Consider the following 21,066-nt stretch of genomic DNA (forward strand, 5'->3'; position numbering starts at 1 on the left):
GGCCTGAAGGCTTGCCGTTAGGCTTTCAGGGGTGGCGCCCTTGCAATTCTGCACCGAGTTGGATAAACGCCGCCCCATACATGCGCGTGCAGCCCGCTTTGGCTAAAATCACACCGGTGGATGATCCGGGGCTGGCTGGCATTGCGTCCGATAGAAACAGAACCCGAAGATAAGGTCAGACACCATGGCAAATTCGCCCCAGGCCAAAAAGCGCGCACGTCAGAACGAAAAGCGCTTTGCCGTCAACAAAGCCCGTCGTTCGCGCATCCGCACCTACCTGCGTAAAGTAGAAGAAGCCATCGCTTCCGGCGACAAGGAAGCTGCAACCGCAGCTCTGCGCGCGGCTCAGCCCGAGCTGATGCGCGGCGTCACCAAGGGTGTGTATCACAAAAACACCGCTTCCCGGAAAATCTCGCGCCTGTCCGCGCGCGTGAAGGCACTGGGCTGAGATTTGTTCGCTTAGGCGGTCTCAAGAACTGTTGAAAAGATGTCAGGGCGCTGCAGATTGCAGCGCCTTGTTTTTTTGGGAAAGCCTTGGACGGCTGCTGCGGGCGCGAGAGATTCTTTATCCACAAAGGCAGAGTCAACATCATAGTTTCGTTGCTGCTGCCCCCCTCGAATTGCTACCAATAAGTCAGCGATTCACTCGCTGGGGGGACAGGCTGCTCGCGGCAATCTTGACGGGCATCAAGGTTGTCAGGTTGTCCGGAACAGACGGCACGCTGGTGCCGAATTTGTCCGGGACCCACTGCTGTATTGGTTACCAAGCAGCAGCCTTGTCTCAATTGTGTGCGACAATGTTCGTGACGGCAGATGCCGCCTTTCGCGGCTGTTTTTGCTGTTCTTAGACGAACGTAAAGCCTTCGGGCAATGCGGCCAGCAATGGACCGCACACAATGCTCCTGCGCGTGAACGGCCCCCGGCTGATTTGGGGGGAACGATAGAATTGGCCCGGTAAATGGGCCGCTGCTTTTTGGGGACGCGTGAGGCGCAGCATGACAGAAGAAAAATGGGGACAGCTCAGGAACCGGCTGCTGAAGACGGTTGGTCAGAACAACTACACGACCTGGATTGAGCCTCTTGAATTTGACACTGTGGACGGCGGGACCGCCGTCTTCAAAGTGCCGACGAATTTCATGGGAAATTACGTCAGCCAGAACTTTGCAGACCTGATCCTGCATGAGCTGACCATGGCCGGCGAGCCGGTGCAGCGTTTGGCTTTCAGGGTTGCTGCCAACAGCCCGGCGCGCCCGGCCCAGCCGGTCACGGCTGAGTCCTACGGCGGCGGCCACGACGATCTGGAGGTCATGACGGCGCCTGCGGCGGCTCCCGCCGCAGCTGCTGGCAAGGACACGCTGGAAGCACTGCAGGCTGCGCCGCTGGATCCGCGCTTTACCTTCGACAGCTTTGTGGTCGGCAAGCCGAACGAGCTGGCCCATGCCGCTGCCCGCCGTGTCGGCGAGGGCGGTCCGGTGACCTTCAACCCGCTGGTTCTGTATGGCGGCGTGGGCTTGGGTAAAACCCACCTGATGCACGCCATTGCTTGGGAGCTGAAGGACAAGAACCCGCATCTGAACGTGCTGTATCTCTCCGCAGAGCAGTTCATGTACCGCTTTGTGCAGGCTCTGCGTGAGCGCAAGATGATGGACTTCAAGCACCTGTTCCGCTCGGTCGACGTGCTGATGGTGGATGACGTCCAGTTTATCGCGGGCAAGGATTCTACGCAGGAGGAATTCTTCCACACCTTCAACGCGCTGGTGGATCAGAACAAGCAGATCATCATCTCTGCCGACCGCGCCCCGGGTGAGATCAAGGACCTGGAGGACCGGGTGAAATCCCGCCTGCAGTGCGGTTTGGTGGTAGACTTGCATCCGACCGATTACGAACTGCGCCTGGGCATCCTGCAGACCAAGGTGCAACAGCAGCGCGAGACCTACCCGGATCTGCGCATTGCCGACGGCGTGCTGGAGTTCCTGGCGCACCGTATTTCGACCAACGTGCGTGTGCTCGAGGGCGCGCTGACCCGGCTGTTCGCCTTTGCTTCGCTGGTCGGCCGCGAGATCGACATGGACCTGACCCAGGATTGCCTGGCTGACGTGCTGCGCGCCTCCGAGCGCAAGATCACCGTCGAGGAGATCCAGCGCAAGGTGTCGGAGTACTACAACATCCGCATGTCCGACATCATCGGCCCCAAGCGCCTGCGTTCTTATGCGCGCCCGCGCCAGGTGGCGATGTATCTGTGCAAGCAGCTGACCAGCCGCAGCCTGCCGGAAATCGGCCGCCGCTTTGGCGGGCGCGACCACACCACCGTGATGCATGGCGTCAAGCGCATTGAGGAGCTGAAGCTCACCGACGGGCAGATTGCCGAAGACGTGGAAATGCTGCGCCGGTCCCTGGAAGCCTGACGCGCATCCACACCCCAAAACATGACTTGCGGCTCCGGTTTCCGGGGCCGTTTTTTTGTTGCGCTGCCGGTACCCATAACGCCGCTGAATGCCCGGTATCACAGAAAACGAAGTTTCAAGCCGCGCAAAACCAGTCATAACGGCGCCCTGCACAGGAGCGCCGCATGACTCAGCAAACCCCTGAAAACATGGACACCCCCCGCGGGCTGGCCTTTGCCATCACCGCCTATCTGCTGTGGGGTTTTCTGCCGCTCTACATGAAGGCGCTCTCACATATTCCCGCGGCCGAGATTGTCACCCACCGGGTGATCTGGTCGGTGCCTGTGGCGGGGGCGCTGCTGATCATCCTGCGCCGCACCAAGGATCTGCGGGCAGCGTTGAAGAACCCGCGGATGCTGGGCATGGCCTGCATCACCGCGGCTCTGATCTCGGTCAACTGGGGGATCTACGTCTGGTCGATCGCTGCCGGGCGGGCGCTGGACGCGGCGCTTGGCTATTACATCAATCCGCTGTTCAGCATTGCGTTGGGGGCGCTGCTGCTGCGCGAGCCGCTCAGCAAGGCACAGCTGGCTGCGGTTGCCTTGGCTGCTGCCGCGGTGGTGGTGCTGACGCTGGAGGCTGGCCGGGTGCCATGGGTGGCGGTCAGCCTGACCCTCACCTGGGGGTTCTATGCTTTCTTCAAAAAGTCGCTGCCGATCGGACCCAATCAGGGTTTCCTGCTGGAAGTACTGATTCTGCTGCCTCCGGCGCTGGGATACTTCGCCTATCTCACCGCGACCGGCAGCAGCAATTTCGGCGTCTCTTTTTCAGACACCGCGCTGCTCTTGGGCTGCGGCGTGGTCACTGCGGTGCCGCTCATTGTCTACGCCAATGGCGCCAAGCTGGTGCGGCTGTCGACGATGGGCATCCTGCAATACATCGCGCCGACGATGATCATGCTGGCGGCAGTGCTGCTGTTTGGCGAGGAATTCGGCCGGGCCCGGATGATTGCCTTCCCGATGATCTGGGCGGCGCTGGTGATCTACACGGTGCCGATGCTGCAGCAGATGCGCAAACGGGCGGGTTAGAGCCTGATTACTCGCCCGCGGGCGCGTCCTCAACCACACCCACAACCGGCCCCATCATGAAGCCTGCATCGCTGCGCCCCAGCTGCGGCGCGTGCAGGCGCGAGATATTACCGTCGAAGTAGAGCGCATTTGGCAGCTTCAGATGATCGCGGAACAGGCTGCCGAACTGGTGGAAGGTCACCGCGTTGCGCGAAATGGCAAAGACCACCCGGCTGCCATCCGCCGAGGTGCCGACGCCGTTGCGCACATAATAGCTGTCCGAATCGGGCAGGAAACGCGGGTGCAATTCGCCATCAATCACCAGCATCGGCCCGGATTGAGTGGCATAGGCGCAGGACGGGGTGGATTTTTCAAAGACCAGCGTTTCAAACACATCGGCCCGGCCCTTGCGGATGCAGAACACCCCATTGGGCAGCAGGCCGAAATTGCCGGGGCCTGCATTGGTCACCAGCCGCATCTCCTGATCGCCGTTCTCGACATAGAGGCCAACAGGGGAGCGGTCGGCGTGATACATGCCGGCATTTGTGGCAAAGGCCAGGGCCTTGCCGTCCGCCGCCAGTGCTTCATTCAGGGTCGAGAAATGCCCGTAAACCTGGCCCTCGCCGTCACGCAGGAACAACCGCAGCTGCTCCTGTGACGCATCCACTTCGCAGATCGAATAGCGGTTGCCGCCGTAGGCCGCATCGCTGCAATCCACCGCGCCTGCCGCCGGAGCGGCCCACAGCGCGGCCAGCAGCAATCCGGCCCGGCGGATCACTCTTCCACGTCGCGGCGCACCGCGTCCTGGGACAGCATCCGGCGGGTGTCATCCATCTGGTCGAAGGTTTCATCCAGCCGGAAACGCAGATCGGGGGTGAACTTCAGCCCCAGCTTTTTGCCGACACTGCGGCGCAGCTCAGCCTTATTGCGGGCCAGCAATTTCAGTACATCCTCCTGCCCTTTGCCACCCAGCGGCAGCACAAAGGCGGTGGCGATTTTCAGATCGGGTGAGGTGCGCACCTCGCCCACGGTGATCGACATGCGGTTCAGGTCCGGGTCATGCACATCGCCGCGCGCCAGCACCTCGGACAAGGTGCGGCGGATCAGTTCGCCGACGCGAAGCTGGCGCTGGGAGGGCCCGGGGCCGTCGTGGAATTTGTTCTTAGCCATGATTCCGATCTATGCCGGATCGCAGGCTTTGCCAAGCGCTGCCCGGCACTGTAGGACAAATCCAGCTTGAACCAGTTTGAAAAAGGAATGGGCCAATGACCCGCAAACCAGGGATCGTGATTACCGGCGCATCGGGCCGCATGGGGCAGATGCTGATCAAGACGGTGCTGGAAAGCGACAAGGCCACGCTGGCAGGCGCGGTTGAGCGTGAAGGCCACGATTGGGTCGGCCGCGACGTGGGCGAGGCAATGGGCGGCCAGCCGGTCGGCGTCACTGTGACCGCGGATGCGCTTGAAGCCTTCTCCAAGGCGCAAGCTGTGATCGACTTCACTGCACCCGAGGCAACGCTGGCCTTTTCCAAGCTCGCAGCCCAGGCCCGTGCGGTGCATGTAATCGGCACCACCGGCATGAGTGATGAGCAGATCGCCCAGCTGGAGCCGGCCTCCCGCCACGCGGTGATCGTGCGGGCGGGCAACATGAGCCTGGGGGTGAACCTGCTGACCCAGCTGACCAAGAAAGTCGCGGCAGCTCTGGACGAGGATTTCGACATCGAAGTGATCGAGGCGCATCACCACCACAAGGTGGACGCGCCTTCGGGCACCGCCCTGATGCTGGGCGAAGCCGCTGCCGAGGGCCGGGGCGTCAATTTGGCCGACGTTCGTGATTCCGGCCGTGACGGCATCACCGGCGCCCGCAAGCGCGGCGACATCGGCTTTACCGCCATTCGCGGCGGCGACATCGTGGGCGAGCATGACGTGCTGTTTGCCGCTGCGGGTGAACGTATCGTGCTGCGCCACATGGCGACGGACCGCGCCATCTTTGCCCGCGGCGCGCTGAAAGCCGCGCTCTGGGGCCAGGACAAAAGCCCGGGCCAGTACGACATGGTGGATGTGCTAGGCCTCTAACGCAAGAATGCGGCCCTGACGGGCCGCTGCCTCCCCTCTCGCTGGCAAAGCCGCCTGCCGGGCAGCGGGGCGGGAGTATTGTCACAAAAGAGAATTCAAGGGTTTTCATCTTTCCCCAAATACTCCGGGGGTGCGGGGGCTGGCCCCCGCGCTTGTCTCAAAAATCGACAGCGATGCCCTTTTTTTCCCAGTCGCCATACCGCGCGGGATCAGGGCCGTCGCGGCCGCCAAGCTCCGCCGGGCGTGGCTCCTGCGCCTCGGCAGCCTTGCGGCGGTCCTCTGCCTCGGCCAGGGCGCGCAGGGCGGCGGGCGGCAGGTCTTTGTTTTCGGGCGCAGTCTCTTCGCTCATCGCGGGTTCCTTTATGCTCGCGCCATGATATACGCCCCTGTCCGGCGCAAACAACCCGGGCGCCTGAAGGAGTTCTCAGATGTCCGATGCCAATCACGCCCGCCGCACCGCTGTCTACCTGCTGGACCAGGTTTTAGGAGAGGGGCGGCTCTTGGCGGAATGTTATGCCGCGGGGGCGCTGGAGAAGCTGGCGCCCGAGGACCGCGCCCGGGCGCAACGGCTGGCAGTGGAAACCCTGCGCGGGCTGGAGCGTGCCGACCGGATCCTGAAGAAGCATCTGAAGAAAACCCCGCCGCTGATGGTGAGGAACGCCTTGCGGCTGGGCACAGTGGAACTGTGCTCGGGCGGTGCCGCGCATGGGGTGGTGAATGCGATGGTGGCGATTGTCTCGAAACACCGCCGCCACGGGCAGCTCAAGGGGCTGGTCAATGCGGTGCTGCGCAAGGTGGCGGACGATGGCCCGGTAGAATGGGCCAAGCTGCGCACCCCGCGGCTGCCGAACTGGCTGCGCAAACCGCTGGTGCAGGCCTGGGGTGCGGAGGTGATGCTGGGCATTGAAGCTGCGCATTTTGCAGGCGCACCGCTGGACGTGACCGGCAAGCAGGGCGCTGATCTCTCTGCTTTGGGTGGCGAGGGCCTGCCGACAGGCTCGGTGCGGATTGCCAGTGCGGGCCAGGTGTCGGCGCTGCCGGGGTATGCAGCCGGGGACTGGTGGGTTCAGGACGCCGCCGCTGCTCTGCCTGCCCGCATCCTGAATGCGCAAGCCGGAGAGAGCATCCTGGAACTCTGTGCCGCGCCGGGCGGCAAGACCATGCAGATGGCTGCCGCAGGTGCAAAAGTAACGGCCGTGGATGCGTCGGAACCGCGGATGGCACGCCTCAAGGAGAACCTTGTCCGCACCGGGCTGGAGGCGGAGCTGGTTGTTGGCGACGCACTGGAGCAGCAAGGCCAGTATGACGCCGTGCTGCTGGATGCGCCTTGCTCCGCCACCGGCACCATCCGCCGTCACCCGGATCTGCCGCAAGCCAAGGACGGCAGTGAATTCGGCGAACTGATCGAGCTGCAAGCACAGATGCTTGCCCATGCCTGGAGCCTGGTGAAGCCCGGCGGGCGGCTGATGTTCTGCACCTGCTCGCTGCTGCCGGATGAGGGCGAATGCCATGTCGAGGAAGCGCTGGAGATGTTCGGGGACATGACGGCTGACCGTGACGGGCTGCAGATCGCGGGTGTGGAGCCGGAGTGGGTCACCGAGGAAGGCGGGCTGCGGCTGCGCCCCGATTACTGGGCAGAGCGCGGCGGCATGGACGGTTTCTACATGGCCCTTTTGCGCAAATCCGCGTGACCCCGGGGCGGCTCCGCCATTCGCCGGTGACTTGCGCCGCACCCCGCGTTATGCTCGCGCTAAAACGCCCTGGTAAATCCCTGGCGCGAGGCAAAAGAGCATGTCCACTTACGACAGAATGGCAAGCCGCGGCACCCGGCTGCTGAACCGGTATTACGCCTGGCGGGCCCGCAGCCAACCGGCCGCGACGGGTTTTGTCTCACAGCCTGAACCGCGCACCATTGGCAGCTTTGCCCGCGGGCGGCAGCTGGTGGCGGGAAATCTCCTGTTTGCGGGTTACCTGGTCGAATCGCCTGATACCGGCTTGTGGGAGGTCACCGCCCCCGATGCCGCCTTTGACGCGGAGCGGCACGGGTTTGCCTGGCTCGACGACCTGGCCGCCGTGGGCGACTTCAAGGCCCGCGCCAAGGCGCAGCGCTGGGTCTGGGGTTGGATCGCGCAGCACGGGCGCGGCGGCGGGCTGGCCTGGCTGCCGGATCTGACCGGGCGGCGGGTGATCCGCTGGATCAACCACGCTCTGTTCCTCTTGAGCGGCAAGGAGCAGGAGGAAACCGAGGCTTTCTATGGCTCCTTGGCGCGTCAGACCTGGTATCTGGCGCAGCGCTGGCAGGGCGCTGCCCCCGGGCTGCCCAGGTTCGAGGCCTTGTGCGGGCTGATCTATGCAGGGCTAGCCTTGCAGGGGCGTGAAGAGCTGGCGGATCCAGCGGTCAAAGCGCTGGCGGCGGAATGCGAAGCGCAGATTGATGAGCAGGGCGGCCTGCCCACCCGTAACCCCGAGGAGCTGCTGGAGGTCTTTACCCTGCTGACCTGGGCAGCAGCAGCTTTGCACGAGGCCGGGCGGGCCGTGCCACCGGCCCATTCCGCGGCCATCGAAAGGATCGCCCCGACCCTGCGCACCCTGCGCCACTGCGACGGCGGGCTGGCGCGCTTCCATGGCGGCGGCCGCGGGCTGGAAGGGCGGCTGGATCACGCATTGGCTGCCAGCCACGTAGCCGAGCGCCATGCAGACGGGCTGGCGATGGGGTTTGCCCGCCTGTCAGCGCGGCGCACCTCGGTGATTGTCGATGCTTCGCCGCCGCCCAAGGGCAAGGCATCGAACTACGGCCACGCCTCGACCATGGCTTTTGAACTGACTTCAGGGCGGCGGCCCTTGATTGTGAATTGCGGCTCGGGCGAGTCGTTTGGCACCGAATGGCGCCGTGCCGGGCGGGCAACCCCTTCGCATACCACCCTGTGCATCGAGGGCCATTCCAGCGCCCGGCTGGCCGCGCCGCACAAAACCACCGGCCATGAAGAGCTGATCGAGGCGCCGGACGACGTGCCTCTGGAGATCAGCGATCTGGCCAATGGCTGCCGCTTCCAAGGCGGGCACAATGGCTATGCCGCGCACTTCGGCCTGACCCATGCACGCACGCTGGATCTGTCCTTTGACGGGCGGTCCTTGAGCGGCGAAGATATGCTGGTGGCACTTGATGATGCCGCCAGGCGCCGATTCACCAAGGTGCGCGATGCCGCGCCCGAGGGCAGTATCGGCTTTGATCTCCGCCTGCATCTGCACCCCGAAGTGGACACGGCCCTTGACTTGGGCGGCGCAGCAGTATCCATGGCGCTCAAGAGCGGGGAAATCTGGGTTTTCCGTCATGACGGCACCTGCAAACTGTCGCTGGAGCCGAGCGTTTACCTGGAAAAGACCCGCTTGAAGCCGCGTGCGGCAAAGCAGATCGTTTTATCCGGGCGGGCGATGGAGTATGCCACCCGCGTCCGGTGGACGCTCAGCAAGGCGCAGGAGACTGCAGTTGCCGTGCGAGACCTGAACCGGGACGAACCCGAGACGTTTGACTGAGCCTTTAAAAGGACCTGCCCTGCTATGACCGACCTTCACCCCGTACGCCGTGCGCTGCTTTCCGTATCCGACAAGACCGGCCTGATCGAGCTGGGCAAGGCGCTGGCTGCGCGCGGTGTTGAACTGCTGTCCACCGGCGGATCCGCCAAGGCGTTGCGCGATGCTGGGTTGACCGTCAAGGACGTGTCGGACGTGACCGGCTTTCCGGAAATGATGGACGGCCGCGTCAAGACCCTGCACCCGATGGTGCATGGCGGTCTGCTGGCGCTGCGCGACAACGACACCCATGTTGCTGCGATGACTGAGCACGGCATCGGCGCCATCGACCTGCTGGTCGTGAACCTTTACCCGTTCGAGGCAGCGCTGGCGCGCGGTGCCGGCTATGATGAGATGATCGAGAACATCGACATCGGCGGCCCGGCGATGATCCGCGCGGCCTCCAAGAACCACTTGTTTGTGAACGTCGTGACCGACGTGCAGGACTATGACGCGCTGCTGGCAGAGCTGGACGCCAACGATGGCCAGACTTCTTACGCCTTCCGCCAGCGCCTGTCGCAGACCGCCTATGCCCGCACCGCTGCCTATGACGCTGCTGTATCGAACTGGATGGCCTCCGCGATCGAAGAGAAAACCCCGCGCCGCCGTGCCTTTGCCGGCGAGCTGAAGCAGACCCTGCGTTATGGCGAGAACAGCCATCAGGAAGCGGCCTTCTATACCGACGGTTCCAACCGTCCGGGCGTGGCAACCGCCGTGCAGCTGCAGGGCAAGGAACTGAGCTACAACAACATCAACGACACCGACGCGGCCTATGAGCTGGTCGCGGAGTTTGATCCGGCGGACAGTGCCGCCGTGGCAATCATCAAACACGCCAACCCCTGCGGTGTCGCCAAAGGCGCAACCCTGGCTGAGGCCTATCAGAAAGCCTTCGACTGCGACCGCACCTCGGCTTTTGGCGGCATTGTGGCGCTGAACCAGCCGCTGGACGGCGAAACCGCTGCCAAGATCACCGAGATCTTCACCGAAGTGGTGATTGCGCCGGGCGCATCGGATGAGGCGAAAGAGATCTTTGCCGCCAAGAAAAACCTGCGCCTGCTGCTGACCGACGGCCTGCCCGACCCGCGCAAAGCAATCACCGCCTACAAGCAGGTGGCCGGCGGCATGCTGGTGCAGGACAAGGATGTCGGCTACGTCGGCATGGATGACCTGAAAGTAGTGACCGAAAAGGCGCCGTCTGATGCGCAGATGCAGGACCTGCTGTTTGCCTGGAAGGTCGCCAAGCACGTGAAGTCCAACGCCATCGTCTATGTGAAGGACAATGCCACCGTCGGTGTCGGCGCCGGCCAGATGAGCCGTCTGGACAGCGCCAATGTGGCCGCTTCCAAGGCAGGCCGCATGGCCGCCGAACTGGGTCTGGAAGAAAGCCTTGCCAAGGGCTGTGCGGTGGCCTCGGACGCGTTCTTCCCCTTTGCCGACGGCCTGCTGGAAGCGGCGGCAGCGGGCGGCACTTGCGTCATTCAGCCGGGCGGCTCGATGCGTGATGACGAGGTGATCAAGGCGGCCAATGAAAAAGGCCTCGCCATGGTGTTCACCGGCATGCGCCACTTCCGCCACTAAGCAGAGCGAAACAATGGCAGCACGTTGCATGATCTGGGGCGCCGCCCTGTCCTTGCTGGCCGATCAGGCCAGCAAATACTGGGTGATCCATGTGATGGGACTGGACCAGCGCCACCGGATCGACGTGCTGCCGCCGCTGCTCAATTTCCGCTACGGCGAAAACACCGGCATCAATTTCGGCCTGTTCGGCGGCGGCGACGAGGCCGCGCGCTGGATCCTGATCGGCCTGTCTGTGATGATCTGCGCGGCGCTGGCGGTCTGGATCAGCCGGGGGCAGGATAAGGTCTGGGGCATGCAGCTGTCAGCCGGCATGGTGATCGGTGGCGCCCTCGGCAATGTCGCCGACCGGCTGCTCTATGGGTATGTGCTGGATTTCCTCAACACCTCCTGCTGCGGTATCCAGAACCCCTTTGTGTTCAACGTCGCCGACATTTTTATCTTTGCGGGCGCGGCGGGGCTGATCTTCTTCGACGGGCGGCGCAAAAAGCCTGCGTAGACCTTGGCCGGCAAATGGTTTAAAAGCGCCGGGAAACAGGCAGGAGTTTGGGGCAATGCGGATCCCGTTCGGTGTGATCGTTCTGACTGGCGCGCTGGCAGTGGCCGGCTGCGCGCAAAAGGGGCTGCGCCTTATCGAGAAACCCGGCACCGGCCCGGATGAATTCCTGGTCTTGCCGTCCAAGCCGCTGAGCACGCCGGAAAATTACAGCAGCCTGCCGGCCCCGACGCCCGGCGGCGGCAATCTGACCGACCCGAACCCGCAAGCCGAAGCCGTGGCTGCCCTGGGCGGCAATCCTTCGGCGCTGGTGCCGGGCGCTGGCGTGCCTTCCAGTGACGCCGCGCTTGTGACTGCCTCCAGCCGTTATGGTGTCGAGCAGGGAGTGCGCGAAACCGTGGCAGAGGAAGATGCAGCCTTCCGCCACCGCAACCGCCGGGTCGGCCGGATCAAACTGTTCCCGGTTGACCGCTATGAGCAGCTCTACGAAAAGCAGACGCTGGATCCGCATACGGCCAACGAGCAGTTCCGCCGGGCTGGGGTTGCTACACCCTCGGCACCGCCCGTGGACGGTTTCTGATCCTCACTTTTCTGCCAGCCGATCTTGTAAGACGCCAGCAGCAGCGTAGGTTGGCAGCAGTCTTTCTGCTGGCCAACAGCGGCATTTTGTGGCTGCAATGGGCGCCAGAGCAGTAACCGCACCGGCCTGGGCAAGGGCATAGGTGCAGAACATTGGAGGATGCCAGATGATCCGAAGGATCACATTGGCCGCCGCAGCGCTGAGTGCTGCCCTGTCCGCCCCTTTGCGGGCCGAAGATGAGGCGGTGACCGCGTTTACCCTGGATAACGGCATGGATGTGGTGGTGATCGAGGATCACCGCGCACCTGTGGTGCAGCAGATGGTCTGGTACCGGGCCGGTTCCGCGGATGAACCGCCGGGCCAGTCCGGTGTAGCCCATTTCCTGGAGCATCTGCTGTTCAAGGGCACTGACAAGCTGGAACCGGGCGAGCTGTCGGCCACGGTGCGCGCCAATGGCGGCCAGGACAATGCCTTCACCAGCTATGACTATACTGCTTACTTTCAGCGTGTTGCCGCCGACCGGCTGGAACTGATGATGCAGATGGAAAGCGACCGGATGACCAACCTCCGTCTCAGCGAGGAGGATATCGTCACCGAGCGCGAAGTGATCCTGGAGGAGCGCAACCAGCGCACCGACAATGACCCTGTCGCGCTGTTCCGCGAGCAGATGCATGCGGTGCAGTACCTGAACCACCGCTACGGCCAGCCGGTGATTGGCTGGCGCCACGAGATGGAAAGCCTCGACATGGCGGACGCGCTGTCCTTTTACAGGACCTACTATGCGCCCAATAACGCGATCCTGGTGGTCTCCGGCGATGTCGCTCCGGAAGAGGTGAAGGCGCTGGCGGAGAAGTACTATGGAGCGATCCCGGCCAACCCGGAGCTGCCGGAACGCTTCCGCAGCCAGGAGCCGCCGCAAACTGCGGCCCGGCGGCTGACCTTCGAGGATCCCAGGGTTGCGCAGCCCTATGTGCAGCGCTCCTACCTGGCGCCCGAGCGTGACAGCGGCGCCCAGGAGAAAGCGGCGGCGCTCTACCTGCTGGCGGAGCTTCTGGGCGGCGGCAATACCTCCTATCTGGCCAACGCGCTGCAATTCGACCAGCAGGTTGCGGTCTATACCGGCGCCTTCTATTCGGGCAGCGCGCTGGATGACACGTCCTTCACCTTTCTGGTTGTCCCGGCCGAAGGGATCAGTATGGAAGATGCCGAGGCGGCACTGGACGCCACCATCGCCCGCTTCCTGGAAGAGGGGGTGGACGAGGCCCAGCTGGAGCGGATCAAGCTGCAGCTGCGTGCCGCCGAGATTTATGACCGCGATAATGTGAACGGCATTGCCAACCGCTATGGCCAGGCGCTCAGCATCGGGCTGACGGTTCAGGACGTGCAGGACTGGCCGAAAATCCTGCAATCGGTCACGGCGGATGAGATCATCGCCGCCGCCAAGGAAGTGCTGCGCCCGCAGGCGTCGGTAACAGGCTGGATGACGCGCGATCAGGAGGTGACCCAATGAACCCGCTGAAGCTTTTCGCCGCATCGTTGCTGGCCTGTTTTATGGCGCTGCCCGCCCTGGCCGGCATCAGGATCCAGGAAGTGACCTCGCCCGGCGGCATCACCGCCTGGCTGGTGGAGGATCACGCGATTCCCTTCTCGGCACTGGAATTGCGCTTCCGCGGCGGCACCTCGCTGGATGCACCGGGCAAGCGCGGTTCGGTCTATCTGATGACCGGTCTGCTGGAGGAAGGCTCCGGCGATATGGGCGCCCAGGAGTATACCCGCGCGCTGGAATCGCTGGCTGCCGATTTCTCTTATGATGCCGACAAGGATTCGGTGTCCATCTCGGCCCGTTTCCTGACCGAAAACCGCGCCGACGCCGTGGCTCTGCTGCGCCAGACCCTGTTTGAGCCGCGCTTTGATCAGGACGCGCTGGACCGGGTCCGCGCGCAGGTCCTGGCGGGCTTGCGTTCGGATGCCAAGAACCCGAACAAGATTGCGGGAGAGGCCTTCTCCCGGATGGCCTTTGGCGAGCATCCCTACGGCAGCGACGGCAAGGGCACGCTGGAGACGGTCGCTGCCTTCAGCCGTCAGGACATTTTTGACGCTTATGAGGCGGTTTTTGCCCGCGACAGGCTCTATGTCAGTGCGGTCGGCGATATCACCGCCGAGGAACTGGGCGTGCTGCTGGATGACCTGCTGGGCACCTTGCCCGCAGAGGGCGCGCCGATCCCGGGCCCGGCTGACGTGACGATCAAGGGCGGTATCACGGTTGTCGACTTTGATACCCCGCAGTCGGTGGCCCTGTTCGGCCAGAAAGGCATCAAGCGCGAGGACCCGGATTTCTTTACCGCCTATGTGATGAACCAGATCCTGGGCGGCGGCTCTTTCGAGACCCGGCTGATGACCGAAGTGCGGGAAAAGCGCGGACTGACCTACGGGGTCTATTCCTATCTGGTGCCGCGTGATCTGGCAGCGGTCTACATGGGGTCGGTGGCCTCGGCCAACGGCAAGATGGCTGAAGCGGTGGAGGTGATCCGGGGCGAATGGCGCCGCATGGCCGAGGAAGGCGTAACCGCGAAAGAGCTGAAGGACGCCCAGACCTATCTGACCGGCGCTTACCCGCTGCGCTTTGACGGCAATGGCCGCATTGCCTCGATCCTGGCGGGGATGCAGATGGACAATCTGCCAGTCAGCTATGTGGAAACCCGCAACGACCGCATCAATGCGGTCACCCTGGAAGACATCAACCGTTTTGCGGCTGAGTTCATGGACCCTGAAGGGCTTCATTTCACCATCGCCGGCCGCCCGGAAGGGCTGGAGACCACGAACTGAGGCCGCTCCTGGCTATGGATCAGTCCCGATCAGCGTCCGCCCCGCATGGAGCGGGCGTTTTTTGTTGCCGGGCGGGCATCCGGGCGGCTTCACGCTGACGCCTGCCGCCGCACCGCGCGGCTTTCCGCTTTTCCTTTCAATCGGGGGCAAACTGCTGTATGGGCGGGCCTATCTGAGACGATGTGCCCGGGCCCTGGCACGCGAAAGAAAGATAGATTGGGCCGGCGGCAATGGGGCCGCCACGCAAACGGGAGACCCGGAGGGCCGGGAGCGCTCCCAATCAGGATACGCTAGATGTTTAACGTTTCGAAAAAATCGATGCAGTGGGGCGAAGAGACGCTCACACTGGAAACCGGCAAAGTTGCCCGCCAGGCGGATGGCTCCGTGATTGCCACCCTGGGCGAGACCTCGGTCATGGCCAACGTGACCTTTGCCCGTCAGCAGAAGCCCGGCCAGGACTTCTTCCCGCTGACCGTGCACTATCAGGAAAAATACTATGCTGCGGGCAAGGTGCCCGGCGGCTTCTTCAAGCGCGAAGCGCGCCCGACCGAAAAAGAAACCCTGACCGCGCGTCTGATCGACCGTCCGATCCGCCCGCTGTTCGTCCCCGGCTTCAAGAACGAAGTGCTGGTGATGTGCACCGTGCTGAGCCACGATCTGGTCAATGACCCGGACATCGTTGCAATGATCGCGGCCTCCGCTGCGCTGACCCTGTCCGGCGCGCCCTTCATGGGCCCGATCGCCGGTGCGCGCGTTGGCTTCGAGGACGGCGAATACGTTCTGAACCCGACCGTCGACGACATGCAGGACCTGCGCCTGAACCCCGAGCAGCGCCTGGACCTGGTTGTTGCCGGCACCAAAGACGCGGTGATGATGGTGGAATCGGAAGCCTATGAGCTGTCCGAGGCCGAGATGCTGGGTGCGGTGAAATTCGCGCACGAGCAGATCCAGCCGGTGATCGACCTGATCATCTCGCTTGCTGAAGAAGCCGCAAACGAGCCCTTCGACTTCACCCCGCCGGATTACGCCGACCTCTATGAGGCGGTCAAAGCCGCAGGCGAGACCGAGATGCGCGCTGCCTTTGCGATCACCGACAAGCAGGAGCGCACCGCCGCTGTTGCCGCTGCCCGTGAGACCATCAAGGGAAAGCTGACCGAAGAGCAGCTGGAAGACGCCAACCTCGGCTCCGCGCTGAAGAAGCTGGAAGCGGGCATCCTGCGCGGCGACGTGGTCAAGACCGGCAAGCGTATCGACGGCCGCAAGACCGACGAGATCCGCGACATCGTGTCGGAAACCGGCCTGCTGCCGCGGACCCACGGCTCGGCGCTGTTCACCCGCGGCGAGACACAGGGCCTGGTTGTGACCACCCTGGGCACCGGCGACGACGAGCAGTTCATCGACGCGCTGCACGGCAACTTCAAATCCAACTTCCTGCTGCACTACAACTTCCCGCCGTACTCGGTTGGCGAAGTGGGCCGTGTCGGCTCCCCGGGCCGTCGCGAAATCGGCCACGGCAAGCTGGCCTGGCGTGCGCTGCAGGCGGTTCTGCCTGCCCCGACCGACTTCCCCTACACCGTGCGTGTGGTGTCGGAAATCACCGAATCCAACGGCTCTTCCTCGATGGCTTCCGTCTGCGGCGGCTCGCTGTCGATGATGGACGCAGGCGTTCCGCTGAAAGCGCCGGTTGCCGGTGTTGCGATGGGTCTGATTCTGGAAGACGACGGCTCCTACGCGATCCTGTCGGACATCCTGGGTGACGAAGACCACCTGGGTGACATGGACTTCAAGGTGGCGGGTACCGAAAACGGCATCACCTCGCTGCAGATGGACATCAAGGTTGCCGGCATCACCCCGGAAATCATGGAGAAAGCCCTGGCCCAGGCCAAGGACGGCCGGATGCACATCCTGGGTGAGATGGCCAAGGCGCTGTCCGAAACCAACGAGTTCTCGGTCCACGCCCCGCGCATCGAAACCATGCAGATCCCGACCGACAAGATCCGTGAAGTGATCGGCTCCGGCGGCAAGGTGATCCGCGAGATCGTGGAAACTTCCGGCGCCAAGGTCGACATCAACGACGACGGCGTGATCAAGATCGCCAGCCCCAACGGCGAAGCCATCCAGAAGGCCTATGACATGATCTATTCGATCGTGGCAGAGCCGGAAGAGGGCCAGATCTACACCGGCAAGGTTGTGAAGATCGTCGACTTCGGCGCCTTCGTGAACTTCTTCGGCAAGCGTGACGGCCTGGTGCACGTCTCCCAGATCGAAAACCGCCGCCTGAACCATCCGTCGGACGTTCTGAAGGAAGGCCAGGAAGTGAAAGTGAAGCTTCTGGGCTTCGACGACCGCGGCAAGGTCCGCCTGTCGATGAAGATTGTCGATCAGGAAACCGGCGAAGAAATCTCGCCGGAGAAGAAAGAAGAAAAAGCCGACTGATCCCAGTCCGCTTTTGAAACAGGCCTGACCGCATCGCCTGCGGTCGGGCCGCACCTTTTCCGGTTTCCAATTCCGGCGGATGAAACCGTGCAACAGCCCCCTGTCATCGTTATCAACCTGGACCGTTCGGCGGACCGCCTTGCGCGCATCGGTGCAGGTTTGGAACGCGCCGGCGTGGCGTTTGAGCGGCTGGCAGCCGTAGACGGTGCCTTAGCGATTGCCCAGGGCGGCTCCGGTTATGATCCGCAAAAAGCCCTGCAGCACATGGGGCGCCCGCTTTTGGCCGGCGAGGTTGGCTGCTATTTGAGCCATCTGGCCGCCGCACGTATCGCCGCGGAATCTGCGTCGCCGTTCACGGTGGTTCTGGAAGACGACGCCCTTGTGCCCGAAAACCTGGGGCCGCAGCTTGCCGCGCTGTGCCAGGCGTTGCCTGCGGAGACCGGGATCGTGAACCTTGGGCGCAAACCCCGGCACAGGACCACGCAGCTGGATGCCGGTCTGGGCCTGGTGCAGGCGCATTACTTTCCGGTGACGACCACCGCCCTGCTGTGGCGCCGCGACGCCGCGCAGGCCTTTCTGCAATCGGACCGGCTGCTGTGCCATCCGGTGGATGTGTACCTGCAGCTGTGGGCAACCCAGCGCGGCAACGGGGCCGCCCTGCTGCAGCCGCTGCTGCCGCCGGAAGACGCCGAAAGCGAGATCTACACCGGACGCAGGTCGGCGCAGGCCAAGGGGCTGCGTTATACACTCCTGCGCCTTGGCCGGCTGCTTGCAAACCACATCAATCAGCGAAGGACCTGAAAATGCCCTCACAGCCGCTGAAGGTATACACCTATTACCGCAGCAATATCCCGGCCAGCCTGCTGCAGGCGCAAAAGGCGGTGTTCGATCACTTCGGCATCGAGCTGGTGCAATGCCTGGATGACAGCCGCAGCCATGCGCAATGGCTGCACAAGACGCTCAGCGAGGCGGATGGCGATACGGTTCTGATCGCCGATATCGATGCCTTTCCCCTCAACCGGGCTGCCGTTGAAAAGATGGCCCAGGACGCGCGCGAGGGCGCGCTGGCGGGCCTGGCGCAAGTAGCCAACCACAAGGACCCTGACAGAATCTATGCCGGCCCGATGTTCATGGGGCTGCGCCCGGAAATGTTCCAAAACTTCGGCCGCCCCGACCTGGAAAAGACTGACACGTCGGATGTGGCCCAGGTGCTGACCGACAAGGCAGAGGCTGCGGGCATCCCGGTTTCCTTGACCTTCCCACGGTTTGCAATCCAGCCGAAATGGGCTCTGGCGGACAGGGGCGTCTTCGGCCTTGGCACCTTCTATGGCGAGATGGACTTCTTCCACCTGTTCCAGTCGCGCCACAAGAAGACGGTCGCCCTGTTCGAGGCCGTTGCACGGGATACCATCAGCGGCCGGTATGATTTTGCAGGATACATTGAAACGCTTGCACCGAAAAAACGGTTCAAGCTGTTCTGACCTCCCGGCGAAACCGGGAGATCAGGGGATCAGCCGAGGCGCCGGTTATTCCGGCGCCTTGGTTTTGCGCAGATAGGGGAAGATGGTCTCGAACTCGCCGAATTTTGCCTTGGCATCTTCGTTCGAAACGGTGGGCGGAATGATCACGTCTTCGCCGGGTACCCAGTTCGCAGGGGTGGCCACGCCCTTGGCGCTCATCTGCAGACCGTCCAGCGCGCGCAGGATCTCGGCAAAGTTGCGGCCCACGGTCATCGGGTAAGTCATCGAAAGCTTCAGCTGCTTGTCCGGGCCGATAATGAAGACGGACCGCACGGTGGCGCTGTCGGCAGGGGTGCGGCCGTCGGGCAGATAGGCGTCGGCAGGCAGCATGTCATAGAGCTTGGACACCTCCAGCCCGCCATCAGCGATGATCGGAAAGCCTGCGGCTGCATTGCCATAGCTTTCGATGTCCTTCTTCCAGCCCTTGTGCTCTTCGACGCCATCAACGGAAACACCGATCACCTTGGTGTTGCGCTTGGCCCATTCGTCATTCAACTGGGCAACGGCCGAAAACTCGGTGGTGCAGACCGGGGTGAAATCCTTGGGGTGGGAAAACAGGATCGCCCAGCTGTCGCCGATCCAGTCATGGAAGCTGATGCTGCCCTGATCGGTTTCTGCAGTGAAATCGGGAACCACGTCGTTAATGCGCAAACCCATGGCATTGTCCTCCTAAAGTCAGGTTGTTGTGTCGGGTTGTTATCTTTTCCTGGCGGATTTCGAGTTGCCTCGAATGCTACCTAAGTGCTCTGCTGCCACGTTACAGCCCCCCGGGCGCGATGCCACCCGGTTTCTGCAATTTCCTTAGCTGGCAATTGCTTGTGGACGCTGAAACAGAAGCGTTGACAGTACCGCACATAATTTGATCAAATTATGCAGCCAAAGCCCCTTGCCCCCTTTCCGGCCTGGTGACACAGTAGCCGCCAAACCGGCGGAACACCCGGGAGAGAACATCTGAATTGGGAGATCCCAGATGATCGAGAAACGCGACTTTTACATCAACGGCCAGTGGGTCGCCCCTGCTGCCGCCAATGATTTCGAGGTGATCAACCCCTCGACCGAAGACCCCTGTGCGGTAATTTCGCTGGGCTCGGAAGCCGACACCAACGCCGCTGTCGCCGCCGCCAAGGCGGCCTTGCCGGGCTGGATGGCCACCCCGGTGGCAGAGCGCATCGCGCTGGTCGAAAAACTGATCGACGTCTATGAGGCCCGCGCCGAAGACCTGGCCCAGGCGATGTCGCTGGAGATGGGCGCGCCGATCGACATGTCGCGCAGCTCGCAGGTCGGCGCTGGCAGCTGGCACCTGCGCAACTTCATCACTGCGGCCAAGGAGTTCGACTTTGACGCGCCGTTGAACGACCGCAGCCCCAACGACCGCATCATCCACGAGGCGGTCGGCGTCTGCGCCCTGATCACGCCCTGGAACTGGCCGATGAACCAGGTGACCCTGAAGGTCGGCGCGGCAGCGGTGGCCGGCTGCACCATGGTGCTGAAGCCATCGGAGCAGAGCCCCCTGAATGCGATGATCTTTGCAGAGCTGATGGATGAGGCCGGCTTCCCGGCAGGCGTCTTCAACCTGGTGAACGGCGACGGTCCGGGTGTTGGCTCGCAGCTGACTGCGCATCCGGATGTGGATATGATCTCTTTCACCGGGTCCACTCGCGCAGGTATTGCGATCACCCAGGCTGCGGCGCCGACCCTGAAAAAGGTCGACCTGGAGCTGGGCGGCAAAGGCGCCAATGTGATCTTTGAGGATGCTGACGAGAAAGCGGTGAAGCGCGGCGTGCTGCACATGATGCAGAACACCGGCCAGAGCTGTAACGCACCCTCGCGCATGCTGGTGCAGCGGAGCATCTATGACCGCGTGGTTGCCGAGGCAGCGGAAGTGGCCGCCAAAGTCGAGGTTGGCCCGGCCAGCCAGGAAGGCCGCCACATCGGGCCGGTGGTCAATGAGCTGCAGTGGAACAAGATCCAGGATCTGATCCAGAAGGGCATCGACGAAGGCGCCAAACTGGTGGCCGGCGGCACCGGCCGTCCGGACGGGCTGAACAAGGGCTACTATGTGAAGCCCACTGTCTTTGCCGATGTGAACAACCAGATGACCATCGCCCGCGAAGAGATCTTTGGCCCGGTGCTATCGATCATCCCCTTCGAGAGTGAAGAGGAGGCGGTCGAGATCTCCAACGACACGCCTTACGGTCTGACCAATTATGTGCAGACCCAGGACGGCGCCCGCGCCAACCGCATGGCCCGCGCGCTGCGCTCCGGCATGGTGGAGATGAACGGCAAGTCCCGCTCGGCAGGTTCGCCCTTTGGCGGCATGAAGCAGTCCGGCAAGGGCCGCGAGGGCGGCAAATGGGGGATCGAGGATTTCCTGGAAGTCAAAGCCGTCGGCGGCTGGGCGGCTGAATAAACCCTTCGCTACGGACCTTATGGAGAGCCGCCTTCCGGGGCGGCTTTCTTTTTGCGTGCAGAGAAGCTGTGCCGGGTGGTGCTCCCGCGCCCTCAGGCCCCCCGGCTGTGCCGGGCCGCCTTCCGGC

At 63.2% G+C, this 21,066-nt stretch carries 19 protein-coding genes; 15 read left to right on the forward strand and 4 right to left on the reverse strand.

From position 1 onward, the window contains the following. Positions 1 to 184: 184 nt before the first annotated feature. The 3 genes from rpsT (at position 185) to rarD (ending at position 3,472) form a co-directional block, all read left to right on the forward strand. Positions 185 to 448, forward strand: a complete 264-nt coding sequence (rpsT, locus tag ACXAEH_RS15725) for a 30S ribosomal protein S20 (protein ID WP_475034080.1) — start codon at positions 185 to 187, stop codon at positions 446 to 448. A 547-nt stretch (positions 449 to 995) separates the two neighbouring features. Next, positions 996 to 2,405: a chromosomal replication initiator protein DnaA gene (gene dnaA, locus ACXAEH_RS15730; RefSeq protein WP_475034081.1), complete on the forward strand. Its 1,410-nt coding sequence runs from the start codon at positions 996 to 998 to the stop codon at positions 2,403 to 2,405. Positions 2,406 to 2,569: 164 nt separating this feature from the next. Next, positions 2,570 to 3,472 (forward strand): EamA family transporter RarD, encoded by a 903-nt coding sequence (gene rarD / locus ACXAEH_RS15735; RefSeq protein ID WP_475034082.1) that lies wholly within the window; start codon positions 2,570 to 2,572, stop codon positions 3,470 to 3,472. Between the two features lie 7 nt (positions 3,473 to 3,479). Here rarD and ACXAEH_RS15740 read toward each other — a convergent pair whose 3' ends face one another. Both ACXAEH_RS15740 and rbfA read right to left on the reverse strand, forming a co-directional pair. After that, positions 3,480 to 4,229, reverse strand: a complete 750-nt coding sequence (locus ACXAEH_RS15740) for a phosphodiester glycosidase family protein (protein ID WP_475034084.1) — start codon at positions 4,227 to 4,229, stop codon at positions 3,480 to 3,482. Continuing rightward, the gene (rbfA, locus tag ACXAEH_RS15745) at positions 4,226 to 4,621 is read right to left on the reverse strand and encodes a 30S ribosome-binding factor RbfA (protein WP_039162831.1); all 396 of its coding nucleotides are present in this window, start codon (positions 4,619 to 4,621) and stop codon (positions 4,226 to 4,228) included. The genes ACXAEH_RS15740 and rbfA overlap by 4 nt, the downstream gene beginning before the upstream one ends. A gap of 95 nt (positions 4,622 to 4,716) precedes the next feature. On the opposite strand from rbfA, the gene dapB reads away from it, so the two are divergent. Then, positions 4,717 to 5,526, forward strand: a complete 810-nt coding sequence (gene dapB, locus ACXAEH_RS15750; protein ID WP_475034085.1) for a 4-hydroxy-tetrahydrodipicolinate reductase — start codon at positions 4,717 to 4,719, stop codon at positions 5,524 to 5,526. Between the two features lie 157 nt (positions 5,527 to 5,683). On the opposite strand, the gene ACXAEH_RS15755 is transcribed toward dapB, so the two are convergent. Then, positions 5,684 to 5,875 (reverse strand): DUF1674 domain-containing protein, encoded by a 192-nt coding sequence (locus ACXAEH_RS15755; protein WP_475034086.1) that lies wholly within the window; start codon positions 5,873 to 5,875, stop codon positions 5,684 to 5,686. Positions 5,876 to 5,954: 79 nt separating this feature from the next. Here ACXAEH_RS15755 and ACXAEH_RS15760 point away from each other — a divergent pair, with 79 nt between their 5' ends. From ACXAEH_RS15760 to ACXAEH_RS15805, 10 genes are all read left to right on the forward strand, one after another. After that, positions 5,955 to 7,217, forward strand: a complete 1,263-nt coding sequence (locus ACXAEH_RS15760; protein WP_475034088.1) for an RsmB/NOP family class I SAM-dependent RNA methyltransferase — start codon at positions 5,955 to 5,957, stop codon at positions 7,215 to 7,217. Positions 7,218 to 7,317: 100 nt separating this feature from the next. Continuing rightward, positions 7,318 to 9,060, forward strand: a complete 1,743-nt coding sequence (locus ACXAEH_RS15765; protein WP_475034089.1) for a heparinase II/III family protein — start codon at positions 7,318 to 7,320, stop codon at positions 9,058 to 9,060. Positions 9,061 to 9,084: 24 nt separating this feature from the next. Further along, positions 9,085 to 10,674, forward strand: a complete 1,590-nt coding sequence (gene purH, locus ACXAEH_RS15770; RefSeq protein WP_475034090.1) for a bifunctional phosphoribosylaminoimidazolecarboxamide formyltransferase/IMP cyclohydrolase — start codon at positions 9,085 to 9,087, stop codon at positions 10,672 to 10,674. 13 nt (positions 10,675 to 10,687) lie between these two features. Further along, positions 10,688 to 11,170 carry a signal peptidase II gene (gene lspA, locus ACXAEH_RS15775; protein WP_475034092.1) on the forward strand — a complete coding sequence of 161 codons (483 nt, stop codon included), beginning with the start codon at positions 10,688 to 10,690 and terminating at the stop codon, positions 11,168 to 11,170. 55 nt (positions 11,171 to 11,225) lie between these two features. After that, a complete protein-coding gene (locus ACXAEH_RS15780) occupies positions 11,226 to 11,747 on the forward strand; it encodes a DUF3035 domain-containing protein (RefSeq protein ID WP_475034093.1) in 522 nt (173 codons plus the stop codon). Positions 11,748 to 11,913: 166 nt separating this feature from the next. Continuing rightward, entirely contained in the window at positions 11,914 to 13,257 is a 1,344-nt protein-coding gene (locus ACXAEH_RS15785) for a M16 family metallopeptidase (RefSeq protein WP_475034095.1), read from the forward strand. Beyond that, on the forward strand, positions 13,254 to 14,573 hold the full coding sequence (locus ACXAEH_RS15790) for a M16 family metallopeptidase (protein WP_475034096.1): 1,320 nt from the start codon (positions 13,254 to 13,256) through the stop codon (positions 14,571 to 14,573). Before ACXAEH_RS15785 ends, ACXAEH_RS15790 begins: the two co-directional genes overlap by 4 nt. A gap of 294 nt (positions 14,574 to 14,867) precedes the next feature. Then, entirely contained in the window at positions 14,868 to 17,009 is a 2,142-nt protein-coding gene (pnp, locus tag ACXAEH_RS15795) for a polyribonucleotide nucleotidyltransferase (protein ID WP_475034098.1), read from the forward strand. An 87-nt stretch (positions 17,010 to 17,096) separates the two neighbouring features. Further along, on the forward strand, positions 17,097 to 17,810 hold the full coding sequence (locus tag ACXAEH_RS15800) for a glycosyltransferase family 25 protein (protein ID WP_475034100.1): 714 nt from the start codon (positions 17,097 to 17,099) through the stop codon (positions 17,808 to 17,810). A gap of 2 nt (positions 17,811 to 17,812) precedes the next feature. Then, positions 17,813 to 18,490 (forward strand): hypothetical protein, encoded by a 678-nt coding sequence (locus ACXAEH_RS15805; protein WP_475034101.1) that lies wholly within the window; start codon positions 17,813 to 17,815, stop codon positions 18,488 to 18,490. A 45-nt stretch (positions 18,491 to 18,535) separates the two neighbouring features. Here ACXAEH_RS15805 and ACXAEH_RS15810 read toward each other — a convergent pair whose 3' ends face one another. Continuing rightward, positions 18,536 to 19,186, reverse strand: a complete 651-nt coding sequence (locus tag ACXAEH_RS15810; RefSeq protein ID WP_475034102.1) for a peroxiredoxin — start codon at positions 19,184 to 19,186, stop codon at positions 18,536 to 18,538. Between the two features lie 313 nt (positions 19,187 to 19,499). On the opposite strand from ACXAEH_RS15810, the gene ACXAEH_RS15815 reads away from it, so the two are divergent. Beyond that, positions 19,500 to 20,939: an aldehyde dehydrogenase family protein gene (locus ACXAEH_RS15815; protein WP_475034104.1), complete on the forward strand. Its 1,440-nt coding sequence runs from the start codon at positions 19,500 to 19,502 to the stop codon at positions 20,937 to 20,939. The last annotated feature ends 127 nt before the right edge of the window (positions 20,940 to 21,066 follow it).

This window comes from Leisingera sp. ABM4_060 (genome assembly GCF_056158765.1).